Source organism: Cyanobium sp. ULC082 (assembly GCF_977927535.1).
The window spans coordinates 897,103-912,836 of the sequence record NZ_OZ376397.1 but is presented as its reverse complement, the minus strand read 5'-3'; the positions used below and the strand labels follow the sequence as shown (position 1 = coordinate 912,836).

At 66.3% G+C, this 15,734-nt stretch carries 17 protein-coding genes; 10 read left to right on the top strand and 7 right to left on the bottom strand.

Going from position 1 to position 15,734, the window contains the following annotated elements; all coding sequences use genetic code 11:
• Positions 1 to 68: 68 nt before the first annotated feature.
• Entirely contained in the window at positions 69 to 1,604 is a 1,536-nt protein-coding gene (locus tag ACXMDY_RS04875; RefSeq protein ID WP_259701305.1) for a hypothetical protein, read from the top strand.
• Here ACXMDY_RS04875 and ACXMDY_RS04870 read toward each other — a convergent pair.
• Both ACXMDY_RS04870 and ACXMDY_RS04865 read right to left on the bottom strand, forming a co-directional pair.
• Positions 1,489 to 1,902 (bottom strand): Spx/MgsR family RNA polymerase-binding regulatory protein, encoded by a 414-nt coding sequence (locus ACXMDY_RS04870; protein WP_259701306.1) that lies wholly within the window; start codon positions 1,900 to 1,902, stop codon positions 1,489 to 1,491. The two genes, ACXMDY_RS04875 and ACXMDY_RS04870, sit on opposite strands and share 116 nt — an antisense overlap.
• Positions 1,899 to 2,261: a (2Fe-2S)-binding protein gene (locus tag ACXMDY_RS04865; protein WP_259701307.1), complete on the bottom strand. Its 363-nt coding sequence runs from the start codon at positions 2,259 to 2,261 to the stop codon at positions 1,899 to 1,901. The genes ACXMDY_RS04870 and ACXMDY_RS04865 overlap by 4 nt, the downstream gene beginning before the upstream one ends.
• Before the next feature lie 133 nt (positions 2,262 to 2,394).
• Between ACXMDY_RS04865 and ACXMDY_RS04860 the strand changes: the two genes are divergently transcribed.
• Positions 2,395 to 3,159, top strand: a complete 765-nt coding sequence (locus ACXMDY_RS04860; RefSeq protein WP_259701308.1) for a class I SAM-dependent methyltransferase — start codon at positions 2,395 to 2,397, stop codon at positions 3,157 to 3,159.
• 17 nt (positions 3,160 to 3,176) lie between these two features.
• Here the strand turns inward: ACXMDY_RS04860 and ACXMDY_RS04855 are convergent, their stop codons facing one another.
• Together ACXMDY_RS04855 and ACXMDY_RS04850 are read right to left on the bottom strand one after the other, a co-directional pair.
• On the bottom strand, positions 3,177 to 3,434 hold the full coding sequence (locus ACXMDY_RS04855) for a hypothetical protein (RefSeq protein WP_259701309.1): 258 nt from the start codon (positions 3,432 to 3,434) through the stop codon (positions 3,177 to 3,179).
• 220 nt (positions 3,435 to 3,654) lie between these two features.
• Entirely contained in the window at positions 3,655 to 4,176 is a 522-nt protein-coding gene (locus ACXMDY_RS04850; RefSeq protein ID WP_259701310.1) for a hypothetical protein, read from the bottom strand.
• A 126-nt stretch (positions 4,177 to 4,302) separates the two neighbouring features.
• Between ACXMDY_RS04850 and ACXMDY_RS04845 the strand changes: the two genes are divergently transcribed.
• From ACXMDY_RS04845 to ACXMDY_RS04830, 4 genes are all read left to right on the top strand, one after another.
• Entirely contained in the window at positions 4,303 to 6,120 is a 1,818-nt protein-coding gene (locus ACXMDY_RS04845) for a proline--tRNA ligase (protein ID WP_259701311.1), read from the top strand.
• Between the two features lie 54 nt (positions 6,121 to 6,174).
• Entirely contained in the window at positions 6,175 to 6,645 is a 471-nt protein-coding gene (gene psb27, locus ACXMDY_RS04840; protein WP_259701312.1) for a photosystem II protein Psb27, read from the top strand.
• Between the two features lie 86 nt (positions 6,646 to 6,731).
• Positions 6,732 to 8,051: an adenylosuccinate synthase gene (locus tag ACXMDY_RS04835; protein WP_259701313.1), complete on the top strand. Its 1,320-nt coding sequence runs from the start codon at positions 6,732 to 6,734 to the stop codon at positions 8,049 to 8,051.
• Positions 8,044 to 9,042 carry an adenosine kinase gene (locus tag ACXMDY_RS04830; RefSeq protein ID WP_259701314.1) on the top strand — a complete coding sequence of 333 codons (999 nt, stop codon included), beginning with the start codon at positions 8,044 to 8,046 and terminating at the stop codon, positions 9,040 to 9,042. Before ACXMDY_RS04835 ends, ACXMDY_RS04830 begins: the two co-directional genes overlap by 8 nt.
• On the opposite strand, the gene ACXMDY_RS04825 is transcribed toward ACXMDY_RS04830, so the two are convergent.
• The gene (locus ACXMDY_RS04825) at positions 8,978 to 9,856 is read right to left on the bottom strand and encodes a precorrin-6A/cobalt-precorrin-6A reductase (RefSeq protein ID WP_259701315.1); all 879 of its coding nucleotides are present in this window, start codon (positions 9,854 to 9,856) and stop codon (positions 8,978 to 8,980) included. The two genes, ACXMDY_RS04830 and ACXMDY_RS04825, sit on opposite strands and share 65 nt — an antisense overlap.
• Before the next feature lie 31 nt (positions 9,857 to 9,887).
• Here ACXMDY_RS04825 and ACXMDY_RS04820 point away from each other — a divergent pair, with 31 nt between their 5' ends.
• On the top strand, positions 9,888 to 10,364 hold the full coding sequence (locus ACXMDY_RS04820) for a single-stranded DNA-binding protein (RefSeq protein ID WP_259701331.1): 477 nt from the start codon (positions 9,888 to 9,890) through the stop codon (positions 10,362 to 10,364).
• A gap of 32 nt (positions 10,365 to 10,396) precedes the next feature.
• Here ACXMDY_RS04820 and ACXMDY_RS04815 read toward each other — a convergent pair whose 3' ends face one another.
• On the bottom strand, positions 10,397 to 10,615 hold the full coding sequence (locus ACXMDY_RS04815; protein ID WP_259701316.1) for a hypothetical protein: 219 nt from the start codon (positions 10,613 to 10,615) through the stop codon (positions 10,397 to 10,399).
• A gap of 93 nt (positions 10,616 to 10,708) precedes the next feature.
• Here ACXMDY_RS04815 and ACXMDY_RS04810 point away from each other — a divergent pair, with 93 nt between their 5' ends.
• The 3 genes from ACXMDY_RS04810 (at position 10,709) to ACXMDY_RS04800 (ending at position 13,407) form a co-directional block, all read left to right on the top strand.
• On the top strand, positions 10,709 to 11,281 hold the full coding sequence (locus tag ACXMDY_RS04810) for a DUF2854 domain-containing protein (protein WP_259701317.1): 573 nt from the start codon (positions 10,709 to 10,711) through the stop codon (positions 11,279 to 11,281).
• A 103-nt stretch (positions 11,282 to 11,384) separates the two neighbouring features.
• A complete protein-coding gene (gene argB / locus ACXMDY_RS04805; protein WP_259701332.1) occupies positions 11,385 to 12,281 on the top strand; it encodes an acetylglutamate kinase in 897 nt (298 codons plus the stop codon).
• On the top strand, positions 12,274 to 13,407 hold the full coding sequence (locus tag ACXMDY_RS04800) for a DUF3153 domain-containing protein (protein WP_259701318.1): 1,134 nt from the start codon (positions 12,274 to 12,276) through the stop codon (positions 13,405 to 13,407). Before argB ends, ACXMDY_RS04800 begins: the two co-directional genes overlap by 8 nt.
• Here ACXMDY_RS04800 and priA read toward each other — a convergent pair whose 3' ends face one another.
• Positions 13,408 to 15,687, bottom strand: a complete 2,280-nt coding sequence (priA, locus tag ACXMDY_RS04795) for a replication restart helicase PriA (protein WP_259701319.1) — start codon at positions 15,685 to 15,687, stop codon at positions 13,408 to 13,410.
• Positions 15,688 to 15,734 lie beyond the last annotated feature (47 nt).

Sequence of the window (15,734 nt, the reverse complement as noted above, 5' to 3'; positions counted from 1 at the left end):
CCGGCATCGACCCTAAGTGCTGGAGGACGCGGACCCCTGCCTACGCTGGTGAGGAATGGAGCAGCCCCATGGCCCGGCCCCGCTGGCAGAGGATCCGAACGCTCGGGACCCGCTCACCCGGTCGTCGCTGGGACCAGTTCGTAGCCCTCTGGGCCAGCCTCAATCTCCTCTGGGTCTGCTTCGACCTCAGTTACGTGCCGCTGCGGAATTTCTGGCTGCAGCGCAACCTCTATCCGCTCCCCTCGGTGCCCCTGGCTCTGCCGCTGCATTGGTTGCCGGACATCACCCCGCTCTACGACCCGATCAAGGGGATCGAACCCCACCGCGAAAGCCAGGCCTTCCTCGATCAGTTCGAGCAGCTCGACCGGGCGATGGAATCCGGTTCAAGGGCCGAGGCCTTTCGGCTCCGCCAGGTGCGGCTGGCCCAGGACATGATCCAGGACAACCCCTTTCTGGCCTCCGGCGGATCCGGCACCCTGGAGAAGATCAAGAACCGGATGCGTCAGCGGGCCGACATCCCCTCCGCCAGGGAGGCGGCAGCCCGGTTGCTGAGCGACGAGTGGCTGCAGAACCGTTCCTGGGCCAGCGAGCGGCTGTTCTGGCGCCAGCAGATCCTGCCGTTGGTGGCGACCAACTACTGGCGCTCGATCGATGAGAATGGTCGTCCGACCGATCATTTCTGGCGAGCGGACCTGCTGCTGTTCCAGAGCGTTTTTCTTGTTGACATTCTGCTTCGGGTCGTGCGGATCCGCCGCCGGGTCCCCGGGCTGAGCTGGCGTGGAGCCCTGCTGCGTCGCTGGACCGACCTGCCGCTGCTGCTTCCCGTCTGGCGCCTGTTGCGGCTGATTCCTGTCATCGAACGCCTGCAGACCAGTGGACTGGTGAGCTTCGAGCCGCTGCGGGCTGTGGTCAGTCGGGTGGTGGTGGCCCTGCTGGCGGTGGAGCTGTTCGAAGTGCTGGCCCTGCAGTTGATGGACGGAGCCCAGGGGGTGATCCGTTCCCCCCAGTGGCCCCAGCGGATTCGTCGCCTGCGCAGCCACCAGATCGTCACGATCAACAACGAGCGGGAGCTGGTGGAACTGCTGAGGATCTGGGGCCCGCTGCTGCTGCGGCAGGTGGCGCCACGGCTCGAGCCTGAACTGGCGGCGGTGCTCAGCCACTCCCTCCAGCAGAGCCTGCAGGGGCTGGTGGTTCCTCCCGGATTGCGTCAGCTTCAGCCTTTGCTTCAGATCGAGCGGGGGCTCTCCAAGCAGCTGGCCGGTGGCATGGCGGTGAGCCTCCTGGAACTCTCACGCAGCACCGGTGAACGGCTCCAGCAGCGCGACAACCAGCAGGTTGACCTGTTGCAGCGTCTGGTGGATCGCTTCTGGGAGGAGCTGGCCAGCTCGCTCGAGAACGGCGAGGCACTGGAGCGGAGCCAGCAGCTGGTCTGCAATCTGCTGGAGGAACTCAAGCTCACCTATCTGGCCCAGATCAACCGGGTGGGGATCAATGCGCTGATGGGGGAACTGGATGCCTTGATGGTGCCTGTGGAGTCGTCAGAAGGGCTTCACTCCAGCGTTCCGGGTCAAAACCCACCAGCACCAGGGAAGGATCAGCCCTGATCAGGAAGGGGCGGCGAATCAGTTTGCCGTCGGCAAAGAGCGCATCAAGCGCCTGCTCCATGGTCATCGCCCTGGCGGTGGCGGCGCCGAGGGAGCGGTAACTCTGGCCGCTGCTGTTGAACAATCGCTGCGGGGGCGACAGCTCACCCCAGGCAAGCGCAAGGTCCGACCTGGACGGGGGCGTCAGGGTGATGTCGTGCAAGACCATCGCAACGCCATGCTGGTCAAGCCATTTGATCGCCTTGCGGCAGGTGCTGCAACGGGGATAGCTGTAGAGCCGCAGCGGGCTGGGGCTCACTTCCTGCCGACGAGGGACTTGAGGGCGCCGACCAGGCTGTTGGATCCCTTGCCCACCGCCGCATCCGGACGGGTACGCACCGTGACGTCGCCGTTGACGGAGGTGCGGCAGCTCAACCGGAAGTTGGCAGGACGATCAGCCAGATAGACCTGTTCCACATCGCTGCGGGGAGAAAGGTTGCGGGCACCCTCCAGCACTTCCATGACGCAGGTGCCGCACTGGCCGAGGCCACCGCAGTTGTTGAAATTGTTCAGACCCTTGTAGGGGTTGATGCCGGCGTCGAGTGCCGCTTTGCGCAGGTTGGCTCCCTCGATGCATCCGACCTGCTGGCCTTCCTGTTCAAAGCGGATGGTGGGCACGGATGACAACGCTCGACGGCGCCACCAAACTTACCTGCTCGACGGTCGATTCAGCACAGCTCAGCAAGGGTTCTTGGCGGCTGTCACCGCTAAATTGTGTCTCCGTCATGGCGGGTCTTTGGCTGCTGAATTTTTGCCGGACATTCCACTCGACCCCACGGTCGCTGATCAACCAGCCGATCCACCGGCCGATCCACTGACTGATCCATTGGTTTCTGGCCAACTGGTCGCAGACCAGCTGGGCGATGGCTACGACCTGGTGGTGCAGCGCCTGATTCCCGGCTACGCAAGCCTGGCTCGCCTGGCGGTTGCTCTGCTGTCAGCTTCGCCGGTCGCCGGGCCGGCCGGGTCGGAAGTGTTGGTGGCAGGCTGTGGCACCGGCGCCGAGCTGGTCGAGGCGGTGGCTCAGCGACCTGACTGGCGACTGACTGCCCTCGACCCATCTGCCGCGATGCTCTCGGCATCCCGCCGGCGCCTCGGCGACCAAACCATGATCAGCTGGTGCCAGTCGAACGTGGAAGCGTTCGACGCCCAGGACAGGTTTGCCGGAGCGCTCTCGGTGCTGGTGCTTGAGTCCCTCCCGGACGACGGCAGCAAGCTGGCCTTTCTGACGGCCCTGGCCCGCTGCCTCCAACCTGGCGGGCAGCTGGTTCTGGTTGATCTGATGCGTCCTGCCCTGCCCCTGCTTACGGACCAGATGGCCGCCGCCCAACTCGGCTTTCAGAGCGCGAGCGGGCTGGGTGAGGAGAGGGGGGTCGTTGAGTCGCTCAGCCAGGGCCTTCATCCGATCGGAGTCGGACGGTTCACCGCTCTTGTGAACGCCGCCGGATTCGGCGATCCGGCCCGGGTTTTTCAGGCCCTCAACTACGAGGGGTTTCTGCTGCAGCGGAGCAGCTGACATCACTCCTGCCGTCCTCAGGGGGCCGACTTCTGGAGGCCTTCGCCCAGAGAAGCGGAGATGGGCAAGGGCAGGGCCGGCTGACTGAACCGATCAGCCATCACGCCGCCGATCGGCACGAGCAGGGAGAGGATGGCAATCAGGGCCCCGAGCAGGGGAGAGCTGTTTTCGAGAATGGTGCCCGGACTGAATGGATCCTCACCTGGATCCCCAGCTGGCTCCTGGGCGGATTGGGGGAGGTCGTCGAGGCTGAATCGGGGCTGGGCGGAGTCCATGGACTGGGAATGAGGAGCAGCTCCCCGGATCCTGGAATCGCCAGGCTCAGCCAGGCATCAGGTTGATCGGTGAGCACAACCAGGTTTGAGAACGCTGCTGTGAAGCTGGGAAACCGACCGATGCGGCAACCGAACAACACAACCTCAGATCATTCTTCCTGATTGATCCCTTTATCTTGGCACCAGATTGGCTGGGCGATCAAGCCCCGGGCCGGTTGATTCACGCCGCTGGACGGGACTGCTCGAAACTCTCGCGTCTGCGGCTGAGTTCGAGGGGGCCGGGGGCCTGTTCCATGGTGTTGAGCAGGCCGCGGATGGCCTGCAGCTCCTCCAGGATCGAGCCCAGCAACTCCTGGGTCACCGTTGAGGGGGAATTGAGCACCTCAACGGTGACCTCCTTGATGCGCAGGACATCGCGGGCGAAGCGTGCCACTTCGTTGGGGTGAAACTGGAGCGGATCTTTCTGGTCGGTGCGGTATTCAGGATTGAGCCGCCGTGGATTGAAGGGCGGATTGAGGTTGCGTGGGTCGGTGTTGGTGTAGCGATAGACGGAGGCCCTGGAACGGTTCAGGGCGTTCTGCACGTCATCGATACCGATCAGGGCCTCGGAGGGGCCACTGGATCCCGAGCCTGGAAATGCCACCAGGGGAATGCCGCCCGGATAGGCCGCAGCTGAGGGGACGTCGGCCCGAAGACCAGCCGAGGTGATCCCACCATCGGGATCCTGCGGAGCCACAGCCATGAGACGAATTCAAGACGATTGGGACAGGCTTGAGAAGCTAACAGAAGTTTCCCGCTTCGGGGCCTGTTCGTCCAGGGGAGGAAGGCGATGATGATAGGTTCCACGACCCCCGGTCAGCCTTGAATCATGCGCGTGTCGCACCTGATGCTGGTGACACTGCGCGACGATCCGGCCGAGGCGGAGATCGCTTCCCACAGGTTGCTGCTGCGGGGTGGATACATCCGCCGGATCGCTGCCGGTGTCTATGCCTATCTGCCGCTGCTCTGGCGGGTGCTGAGCAAGATCAATGCCATCGTGCGCCAGGAGATGGACCGCACAGGAGCCCTTGAAACCCTGCTGCCCCAGCTTCAGCCCGCTGAACTCTGGGAACGCAGCGGTCGCTGGCAGGGCTACACGGCCGGCGAGGGGATCATGTTCCATCTGATCGATCGCCAGGACCGTGCCCTGGGACTGGGCCCGACCCATGAGGAGGTGGTGACGGCCCTGGCTGCCGATCTTCTGCGCTCCTATCGCCAGTTGCCCGTCTGCCTGTATCAGATCCAGACCAAGTTCCGCGATGAGATCCGCCCGCGGTTCGGCCTGATGCGCGGCCGGGAATTCATCATGAAAGATGCCTACTCCTTTCATCCCGACCCCACCAGCCTGGCCGACACCTACCTGGCGATGGACCAGGCCTATCGCCGCATCTTTCAGCGCTGCGGACTCCGTACCGTCGCTGTGGAAGCCGACAGCGGCGCGATCGGTGGCTCGGCCAGCCAGGAGTTCATGGTCACCGCAGAGGTGGGTGAAGACCTGATCCTCTCCAGCCCCGACGGCTGTTATGCCGCCAACCAGGAGAGGGCCGTTTCGATGGCGCCCCCTGCTCTGCCACTTGATCCGAATGTCTCCGCCGGTGTGGTGGCGACCCCGGGGCAGGGCTCGATCGCGGCGCTCAGCGAAGCCCATGGATTCGCTCCCAGCCGGATTCTCAAGGTGCTGCTGCTGCTGGCCCGGTTCTCGGGCCTGCCTGCCCAGCCCGTCCTGGTCTGCCTGCGCGGCGATCAGCAGCTCAATGAGGTCAAGCTGCGCAATGCCCTGGTTGCCACGTTGGCCGATCCTTCACACCCCCTGCTCGATCTCCTGCCCATCGCCGCCGAGCAGCTGGAGTCAGAGGGTGTGGCGGCCCTGCCCTTCGGGTTCCTTGGCCCTCAGCTCGACGACGCGGTGCTTGAGGGCGCGAACCACTGGCGGCGCCAGTTCCTCAGGCTGGCGGATCCCAGCGTCGCCGAACTGGATCGTTTCGTCTGCGGTGCCAATCAGCTGAACCAACATCTGGTGGTAGACGGCTGGCCAGCGCTGACGCCGCTTCCCGAGCTGGTCGATCTGCGCTCCGCCCAACCCGGCGATCCCTGTCTCCACGACCCCCAGCAGCGGCTTGTGGCCTGCCGCGGCATTGAAGTGGGCCACATCTTCCAGCTGGGTCGGAAGTATTCGGAAGCCCTCGATGCCCGCTTCACGACCGAAGCCGGCACCGATGAGGCCTTCTGGATGGGTTGTTACGGCATCGGTGTGTCGCGGCTGGCCCAGGCGGCGGTGGAGCAGCACCACGACGGCAAGGGCATCTGCTGGCCGGTTGCGATCGCTCCGTTCGAGCTGATCGTGGTGGTGGCCAACGGTCAGGACCCTGACCAGCTCAGCCTGGCTAAGCGGCTTTACGGGGAGCTCAGGGCCGCGGCTGTCGATGTGCTGCTCGATGACCGCAGCGAGCGGGCCGGTGTGAAGTTCAAGGACGCAGATCTGATCGGCATTCCCTGGCGGGTGGTGGTCGGACGAGGAGCCGCCACGGGGATGGTGGAGCTGGTCGAGCGCGTCAGCCATGCCAGCGAGGAACTGCCGGCCACGGACCTGTTGGCCAGGCTTCTGCCACGGCTGGTTGCCGGGCGGCGGGGTCTGGAGATCAGCTGATTCTGCCCGGCTCAGGGGGTTCTCGTAGAATTGCCGGGTTGGATTCGAGTGCCCATGGCTGCTGCGTGTGATCGAACGGCCGGCCTGAAATCGGTTCGGGCCTGGTTCGGGGGGCTCGGTGCGGCGATCCGGCGCCCGATCACTGCACTGCTGGCCATCTGTCTCACCCTGAGCCTCTCGCTCAGTGGCTGTGGCAGCCCCGCCGGCCCGCTGAGCGGCTCCTACGTCGATGACACGCTGACGGTCGCCCAGACCCTGCTGAGCACCATCGCGATCGCCGCCGACGACCCTGGCCGGGCCGAAGCCGAAACCGCCGCCCGCACTCTGGTCACGGGTTACGTGGCTTACTACCGACCCAAGCCCAGGGTGAATGGGTTGAGTTCCTTCACCACCATGCAGACAGCGATCAATTCCCTGGCTGGCCACTACGCGAACTATGCCAACCGGCCGTTGCCGGAAGCCCTGCGCTCACGCCTTGAGAAGGAACTCAGAAAAGCGGAGGCCAGTGTGGCCCGCGGTGCCTGAAGCGTCGGGATCGCCCTTTCCTTTGACGGAAGGGCCTCTGATCTGACAGGCTCCAACCTTGTGCTTTGAAGCGGCTTCGGGCCGCTGTGTCCTTGGCCAACGTCGTTGTCATCGGAGCACAGTGGGGTGACGAAGGAAAGGGGAAGATCACCGACCTGTTGAGCCGCTCCGCTGATGTGGTCGTTCGGTACCAGGGGGGAGTCAACGCCGGCCACACGATCGTTGTTGATGACAAGGTGCTCAAACTGCACCTGATTCCGTCCGGAATTCTCTATCCCGAAACAATCTGCCTGATCGGTTCCGGAACGGTTGTGGACCCGAAGGTGATGCTGGGCGAACTGGACATGTTGCTGGCCTACGGCATCGACATCGCCGGGCTCAAGCTGGCCTCAACAGCCCACGTGACGATGCCTTATCACCGTCTGCTGGATCAGGCGATGGAGCAGCGGCGCGGCGATCGGCGCATCGGCACCACAGGCCGTGGCATCGGTCCCACCTATGCGGACAAGGCCGAGCGGAACGGTATCCGGGTGATCGATCTGCTCGACGAGGAACGGCTGCGCGATCGCCTCGCCGCGCCGCTGGTCGAGAAGAATCTCCTGCTCGAGAAGATCTACGGCCTGGCGCCGCTCGATTCGGAGGCGGTGATCCGTGAATACTCCGCCTATGGGCAGCGCCTCGCCCCCCATGTGGTCGACTGCACCCGCACGATTCACCAGGCGGCCCGCGGCCGGAAGAACATCCTGTTCGAAGGGGCCCAGGGAACCCTGCTCGACCTCGATCACGGCACCTACCCCTATGTCACCTCCTCCAACCCCGTTTCGGGGGGGGCCTGCATCGGTGCCGGTGTCGGGCCCACCCTGATCGATCGGGTGATCGGTGTGGCGAAGGCCTACACCACCCGGGTCGGCGAGGGCCCGTTCCCCACCGAACTGCAGGGAAGCCTGAACGACCACCTCTGCGACCGGGGGCACGAATTCGGCACCACCACCGGTCGTCGCCGCCGCTGCGGCTGGTTCGACGGGGTGATCGGCCGCTATGCGGTCGAGGTCAACGGGCTGGATTGCCTGGCGATCACCAAGCTCGATGTGCTCGATGAGCTCGACGTGATCCAGGTCTGCGTCGCCTACGAGCTCGATGGGGAGCGGATCGAGCATTTCCCCAGCAGTGCCGAAGCCTTCGCCCGCTGTCAGCCGATCTTCGTCAGCCTGCCGGGCTGGCAGTGCTCCACGGCCGACTGTCGGCGACTGGAGGATCTCCCCGCTACCGCGATGTCCTATCTCCGCTACCTTGCCGAGCTGATGGAAGTTCCGATTGCGATCGTCTCCCTTGGCGCTCACCGGGATCAGACCATCGTGGTCGAAGACCCCATTCACGGACCCAAACGAGCTCTTCTGAATGCCTGAGACCACCAAGTCCCTTGATGTCGTCGCCATCGGTAACGCCATCGTCGATGTGCTCGTCCAGACCGACGACGGCTTTCTCGATGACCACCAACTCACCAAGGGCGCCATGGCCCTTGTCGATGAGGAGCAGGCCCAGCGGCTCTACGCCGCCAGCGGTCCTGGGCTGGAAACCTCCGGTGGGTCGGCGGCCAACACCATGGCCGGCATCGCCCAGCTCGGCGGCAAGGCCGCCTTCATCGGCCGCGTCCGGGATGATCAGCTCGGCGCGATCTTCGCCCATGACATCCGTTCCGTTGGCGCTGGTTTCGACACCCCTGCGGCCACCACGGGCCCCTCGACGGCCCGCTGCCTGATCCTGGTGAGCCCGGACGCCCAGCGCACCATGTGCACCTATCTGGGGGCATCGGTGGGCCTCGAACCCGAAGACCTCGACCTCGATCTGGTGGCTCAGGCCAGGCTTCTCTACCTGGAGGGCTACCTGTGGGACAGCGAGGCAGCCAAGCGGGCCTTCATCGCCGCCGCCGAGGTGATGCGCCGGAGCGGTGGCCAGGTGGCCCTCAGTCTCTCCGATGCCTTCTGCGTCGATCGGCACCGTGCCAGCTTCCTGGAGCTGGTCGATGGTCACGTCGATCTGCTGTTCGCCAATGAAGCGGAGATCACCGCCCTCTACGAAACCTCCAGCTTCGAGGCGGCGGCGGAGCAGGTGCGTGGCCGCTGCCAGGTGGCTGCCCTGACCCGCAGCGAGCGCGGATCTGTTCTGCTCAGTGGGGGCGACACCGTGGTGATCGAGCCCTACCAGCTCGGTCCCCTGGTCGACACCACCGGTGCCGGTGATCTCTATGCCGCCGGTTTCCTCTACGGCTACTCCCGTGGTGATTCCCTCGAGCGCTGTGGCCGTCTGGGCTCCCTCTGTGCCGCCCAGGTGGTCACCCAGCTGGGTCCCCGCTCCCAGGCCTCCCTGCCGGATCTGGTCGCCACCCACCTGGGCTGAGGCCAGGGGCGCCGATCATCTCGACGATGGCCTCCAGCTCCAGCCTGGTGCCAGCTGGCGGTTCCGCCGGTCGGGCCAGCAGCAGCAGGCGCAACCCCAGGTTGCTGCAGAGGCTTTGCCAGCCGTGCTCCGTCGGGCCGCCGGACTGACGGCAGAGCACTGTGGTGACGGACCAGTGGCGCAGCAGGGCACGCTCCAGGGTGAACTCGGGCCAGCCCGCATTCCGGCCCGGCCTGTGGCAGGCCAGCTGGTCGTCGGCCAGTCCAGCGGCCCGACCCAGCCGCAGGCTCTCCGGACTGGGCAGCAGCCTGGCGAAGGGCACTGCGGCGGCGGCCAGGGCCACGGCCTGCCGCAGGTGACGGGCTCCGATCGCGAACAGCAGCCGATCACCACGCAGGTCCAGCCGGCCCAGTTCTTCGAGGTCTGGCAGCACGGTTCGATCCAGTCCGGCCGGGGCCATCAGCAGGGGCCTCTCAAGGCGAAGCAGCGGCTGGCCACTCCAGCCGCAGGCCCTCGCCAGGTCGGCGGTGACCCGGCTCGCGAACGGGTGACTGGCATCAACCACCCAGGCGAAGGGGTTTCCCTCGGAGTGGGCCTGAGCCAGCCGCTGTGCCATTGCTGCTGCTCCGTCGAGGGGGCCCACCTCCAGCTTCAGGGCCGGGTGGGACGGGTAGACACGGCTGGCGGTCTGGCTCACCACCGCCACCGAAAGCTGCCAGCCATGCCGGAGCAGGGCTGCAGCCAGAACGGGTCCCTCGCCGGTGCCGGCGATCAGCCAGATCCTGCGGCGCTGGTCGAAATCAGGGCCGTGCATCAGGATGTGGCCCGCTGTCGCGTTCCTGGTTGTGAATCACTGTGTGCTGGAAGTGGAGGTGCTCGAAGTGCCCCAGGTGCGTTACACCCAGGACAACCAGACCCCTGTGGCGGAGATGGCTGTTCAGATTGACGGACTGAGGCCGGATGATCCCCCTGGGCAGCTGAAGGTGGTCGGCTGGGGCAATCTGGCGCAGGACCTCCAGAACCGGGTTCAGGTGGGCCAGCGTCTGATGCTGGAGGGGCGCCTGAGGGTAAGCACGTTCACGCGGCCCGATGGCGTCAAGGAGAAGCGGGCCGAGTTCACCCTCTCCCGGCTCCATCCCATGGGCGCGCCGTCCGCTTCGGCCCCATCCGGCCAGGCTCCGGCCCGCACCGTGCCACGACCTGTGCCGGCCCGCCCAGCCGCTGCGCCCACTTCCCCGCCGAATCGTGCCCCGGAAGCCCCCACCTGGAACACGTCTCCGCTGGTGCCCGATCTGCCCGATGACGATGACATCCCTTTCTGAAGGGTGCTTCTGAGCGCCCTCGCAGCGGGCGCTCAGCGCTTCGCGAACCGTTCGCTGGCCAGGTCGAGCATCTGACCGAGCTCCCGCTCCAGCGCCGCCAGATCAAGACGCAGATCACTCCAGCGTCCCCCGTCGATCTGCTGGAGCAGCCAGATCCGGTCGGCAATGAGTTGCTCGATCAGCTCCAGGGTGCTGATCGGCTCTGGGGCCTTCTCTGCCGCCGGGGCCGGCTCGGGTCCAGTTGTGGTCATCTCGGCGCTGGCGGAAGGAAGGTTCGAGCTGAAATGGCAGCTGGAACGGTTGAAACCATCATCTCGCATCCCCCTTGCTGGAGAATGGTCGCCATGCAAGCCCTCACGTCTCCCGGCAGCCTGCTCACGATCCTCGGGTCGGTGCTTACCGTGGTCGGCACGATCGCCTATGCGACCGACAGCCCCAACATCAGCCTGGCCGGAGTTTTCTACGGCATTCCCCTGCTGCTCGGCGGGTTGGCCCTCAAGTCTTCGGAGCTGCCCCCGGCGGTCAGGCTCACTCCACCGGCCCAGTTCCGGGACCTGCGGGAGCTGGACGCCAGCGAACCGCTCAGCGCCCTGCTCAAGGACGTGACCCGCTGGCGCTACGGACAGAAAGCCCATCTGGAAAGTTCTCTTGAGGCGCTCAAGCTCTGGGACGACGACCAGCCCCCCGAACTGATCAGCGTTGCTGAGCTGGAGCGCCATGGCGGCTATGGGCTGATTCTCCGGTTCAGAACCCAGGGGGTGCCTCTCGAGCGCTGGCTGGCCAAGCAGGAACGGCTGGGTCGTTTCTTCGGGCCTGGACTGGTGGCGGAACTGGACCCCCAAGGCAGTGCCGAACTCGATCTGTCCCTGTTGCCGGCTGAGCCGGGCAACACCACCCTGGAAGCGGCATCCGCCTGATGCCCGTTCGTTTCTTCGGCCGATTCCCTTGAGCCAGGACCCACTGCCCCAGGACCCACTGCCCCAGGACCCACTGCCCCAGGACCCTTTACGCCAGGACCCCTTGAGCCAGGACCCCTTGATCAGTCCCCAGGACAGCCTGAGGGTTTCCGTTCTCAGCGAAGCGCTTCCTTACATCCAGCGCTTCGCCGGTCGCCGCGTGGTCGTGAAGTACGGCGGCGCCGCCATGGTGCATCAGGAGCTGCGCGACGCCGTGTTCCGTGATCTGGCCTTGCTGGCCTGTGTGGGGGTTCAACCGGTGGTGGTCCACGGCGGCGGCCCGGAGATCAACCAGTGGCTGAGCCGCATGGCCATTGAGCCCAACTTCGTGGATGGCCTGCGGATCACCGACTCCGACACGATGGACGTGGTTGAAATGGTGCTGGTCGGCAGGGTCAACAAGCAGATCGTCAACGGGCTCAACCGGCTGGGTGGCCGGGCGGTTGGTCTCTCCGGCAGCGATGGAGGACTGGTGGAAGCGCGCACCTGGGGCGATGGATCCCATGGCCTGGTGGGTGATGTGGCGGCGGTCAACCCTGATGTGCTCGCCCCTCTGCTGCAGAACGGCTACATCCCGGTGATCTCAAGCGTGGCGCCGAATCCCCTGGGTCAATCGCACAACATCAACGCCGACACCGTGGCCGGGGAGCTGGCCGCCTCCCTGCAGGCCGAAAAGCTGATCCTGCTCACCGACACGCCCGGCATCCTGCGGGACCGCAACGATCCGGCTTCGTTGCTCCGCCAGCTGAGCCTCACCGAAGCGCGGCAGCTGATCGCTAGCGGCGTGGTCAGCGGTGGAATGACGCCCAAGACCCAGTGCTGCATCCGCGCCCTGGCCCAGGGGGTTGGCGCCGCCCATATCGTCGATGGCCGGGTGCCCCATGCCCTGCTGCTGGAGGTGTTCACCGATGCCGGCATCGGCACGATGCTGTTGGGGCGCTCCCCTCAGGAGCATGGCTGAGGATCCGCTTCTGCCGGCCCGTTCAGCACTTGAGCGGGGTGATTACGGGGTCTGCCTGCGGCTGCTAGAACCCCTGGCTCTGGCCCATCCCGCCAGCAGTGGTTTCGGCGGCAGCCTGCGACTGCTGATGGTCACCGCCCTGCTGGGCCAGGGACAGGATGCTGCGGCGACGGCCTGTTGCCGCAGCCTGCGGGTCTGCCAGGACCCGGAGATCCGCAGCCAGGCCAGGGATCTTCAACTGATTCTCGAGGCCCCGCCCCTGCAGCGGCCGGCGAACTGGTCGCTCACCCTGCCGGTGCTGAATGGCAGCGATGCACTGCAGGGACGCCTCAGGGCCAGCGCCAGCGTCCGTCGTTCAGTCAGCCATCGCCCTGCTCCGCCGCCATCCCCTCCGGTCGGACCGACCCGGGGCCCGGTGGGCTTCGCCGTGGTGGTGGTGACCCTGCTGCTTCTGCTCACCACCCTGCTCTCCGGTTGCCTGCGGGTGGAGACGGAGTTGCGCTTCGGCGCTCCCGGTCGGCTTCAACTCCAGCAGACCCTCAGCAGCGAGAGCACGCGCCCGCTGCCCTGGCAACGGGCGTTCGTCCAGGGTCTGAAAGCCTTGCCCATGGCTCCGGGAACCGGCCTGGCAATCACCACTGAGCAGGGGGTGGTGAGGCTGAGCAGCGCCAGCCTGTCTGGTCCGGCACTCGCAGATCTGCTTGCCCTGAGCACGGCAACCGCAGCTGAGCTGGGCGGGTTGACGCTGCCCCCTCCCGGCCTTTTCCTGCGGGAGCGGAACTGGCTGCTCGGAGCCCGGCAGCGCTTCGGACTGGAGGTGGACCTGCGCCAGCTGGCTGACCTGCCTGGCCTCGATCTGAGCGTGGTGCTCGGGCCCTTGAGTCCCCAGGCTGTCCGCCTGGCCCAGCCCCTGGCCGCTGAGCCCAGGGCGGATGGGGTGCGCTGGCCTCTGCAGATCGGGGCGCTCAACAGCCTGGAGCTGAGCTGTTGGCGGTGGAGCCGCCTCGGCCTCGGTGTTCTGGCCATCCTGCTTCTGCTCAGCCTGGCCCTCGCCCTGCAGCGCCTGCGCTGGCAGGCGGGATTCGGCTGGCCGGAGCTTCCCTCACCTGATCGAACCCAGTCCTGATCAGAGCTCCTGAGGATCGGGGTCGATGCTGAGGTTCACCTGCTGGCCCAGGGCCGCACGCAGATCCGCTTCCGGCGGCAGGGGCAGGGCGGAGTCGGCTGGTCCGTGCAACAGCAGCTGCCAGCGATAGCGCCCGGCCACCCGGGCGACCGGAGCCGGGGCGGGTCCGACCAGTTGCCAGCCGGCTGCCTGGAGCGGTCCCCGCAGTTGCTCGGCCAGGCTGGCGGCTGCCGTGGCGGTGGCGGTGGCGGATGGGCCGGCCAGGCGCAGCAGGCAGGCCCGGCTGTACGGCACAAGTGCCGCCTGCTGGCGGATCTGCCCTTCGCTTTCCAGATAGCGGTCGTAGCGCCCATCGACGAGGTGACGAATCACCGGATGGTCCGGGCTGTAGGTCTGCACGATCACTTCGCCGGGACGTTCACCGCGGCCGGCCCGCCCAGCCAGCTGCAGCAGCAGCTGCAGGCACTGTTCACCGGAGCGCAGATCAGGCCGATGCAGGAGTCCGTCGGCGGCCAGCACGGCCGCCAGAGTCACCCGGGGGAGATCGAGCCCCTTGGTGAGCATCTGGGTACCGACCAACACATCCGCCTCGCCGGCAGCGAACTGGCTCAGCAGTCGGCGATGACCATCCCGTCCCCGGGTGGTGTCGCGATCGAAACGCAGCAGCCGCAACCCCTCCAGTTCCAGCTCCAGTTGTTCCATTACCCGCTGGGTTCCCGCCCCGAAGGGCTTGAAGGCCGTTGAACCGCAGTGGCCGCAGTGGAGGCCCGGTTCCTGGCGGTGGCCGCACCAATGGCAGCGCAGCCATTGGTGGCCATCGCGGTGACGATGGACGGTGAGCGGCACGTCGCAATGGGGGCACTGAACCACCTCGCCGCAGCTTCGGCAGCTCAGGAAGCTGCTGTATCCACGCCTGGGCACCAGCACCACCGCCTGGCCGTCCTGCTCCCGCAGGCGATCGAGGCGGTCCCGCAGGGCCCGGCTGATCAGGCGGCGGTTGCCGCCGGCCAGTTCCTGGCGCATGTCGACCACCCGGACCGGGGCATCGCTCTGCCCGCTGATCCGCTCCGGCAATCTCAGCAGGGTGGCGGCCGCATCGGATTGGCCAGGCTTCGCCCTGCAGGCCAGCCAGGATTCCAGGGAAGGAGTGGCGCTGCCGAGCAGCAGTCGCGCCCCGCAGCGCCGGGCGCGACGCTGGGCCACGGTTCTGGCGTGGTAGCAGGGCATCGGACTTTCCTGTTTGTAGGAGCTGTCGTGCTCCTCATCGAGCACGATCAGACCCAGCTGCGCCAGTGGCAGGAAGATGGCGGAGCGGGTTCCCACCACCACCACGGCACCCTGACGATCCGCGGCGAGGCATTGCTTCCAGGCTGCGATGCGCTCGCCTTCCCCCAGCCCGCTGTGATAGGCGATCACTTGCCCACCGAACCGTGCCCGGCAGCGATCCAGCAGCTGGGGCACCAGGCCGATCTCCGGGGTGAGCAGCAGGCTGCTTTCTCCTGCGGCGAGGCATTGGGCCGCCGCCTGCAGATAGACCTCGGTCTTGCCGGACCCCGTGATACCCCAGAGCAGCAGTGTCGCCCCCCCTGGTGAGCTGGCGAACCGCTGCAGGGCTTCGGCCTGGGCCCGGTTCAGTTGCCGGGGTGGCTGCAGCGGGAGGGGCGGTGACGGCGATGTAGCTGTGGCTCTGGCTGTGGTTTGGCTGGGGGATGGGGCTTGTCTGGGTTGAATCCGCACCAGCGAACGGCCCACCAGACCTTGCACGACCGAGCGACTGAAGCCCCAGGTTTGAAGGGTTTCCTGTAGCCAGGCTCCTTCGGGCTGCATCCACAGGCGATCGAGCAGCTCCCGTTGGCGAGGGGGAAGATCCGGATGGGCTGCCGCCGCCTCCAGTGGCTCCACCCAGTGGCGCTGGCGGGCTGTTGTCGGAGGAGGCTGGCGGCGCTGGCCCAGCCAGCCTGTTGGCAGGGCTGTTTTGAGCGTCTTGAACAGGCTGGTGTGGCAGTCTTCAGCCACCTCCATGAGCAAAGCCTGCCATTGCGGATCAACAGCTGCCGCCTGGTGCAGAGCTTCAATCGGCAGCATCCTGCCAGGATCCAGCCCCGGGGGAGGAGCCTCCTGGCAGGACACCACCAGGCCGATCTGCCGACGTCCCCGCAAGGAAACCCTGACCAGATCTCCAGGTGCAAGGACCAGGTCCCGAGGGTTGGTGTAGCTGAACACCCGCCCCTCCCGGCCGGCCTCCAGCCACACCTGCCAGCAGGTCGGATCCTGGTTCAAAGCGATGGGGTGGTGTCTTTGCCTTGCAAACACCGATACAGGTTCTT

Bases quoted from the DNA above. Each gene is read 5' to 3' on its own strand.
- ACXMDY_RS04810 (WP_259701317.1), top strand. From the start codon at position 10,709: ATGCAAGCCCTCACGTCTCCCGGCAGCCTGCTCACGATCCTCGGGTCG.
- psb27 (WP_259701312.1), top strand. From the start codon at position 6,175: ATGGCTGCTGCGTGTGATCGAACGGCCGGCCTGAAATCGGTTCGGGCC.
- ACXMDY_RS04850 (WP_259701310.1), bottom strand. From the start codon at position 4,176: ATGGCTGTGGCTCCGCAGGATCCCGATGGTGGGATCACCTCGGCTGGT.
- ACXMDY_RS04815 (WP_259701316.1), bottom strand. From the start codon at position 10,615: ATGACCACAACTGGACCCGAGCCGGCCCCGGCGGCAGAGAAGGCCCCA.
- ACXMDY_RS04845 (WP_259701311.1), top strand. From the start codon at position 4,303: ATGCGCGTGTCGCACCTGATGCTGGTGACACTGCGCGACGATCCGGCC.
- ACXMDY_RS04875 (WP_259701305.1), top strand. From the start codon at position 69: ATGGCCCGGCCCCGCTGGCAGAGGATCCGAACGCTCGGGACCCGCTCA.
- ACXMDY_RS04825 (WP_259701315.1), bottom strand. From the start codon at position 9,856: ATGCACGGCCCTGATTTCGACCAGCGCCGCAGGATCTGGCTGATCGCC.
- ACXMDY_RS04830 (WP_259701314.1), top strand. From the start codon at position 8,044: ATGCCTGAGACCACCAAGTCCCTTGATGTCGTCGCCATCGGTAACGCC.
- ACXMDY_RS04800 (WP_259701318.1), top strand. From the start codon at position 12,274: ATGGCTGAGGATCCGCTTCTGCCGGCCCGTTCAGCACTTGAGCGGGGT.
- ACXMDY_RS04855 (WP_259701309.1), bottom strand. From the start codon at position 3,434: ATGGACTCCGCCCAGCCCCGATTCAGCCTCGACGACCTCCCCCAATCC.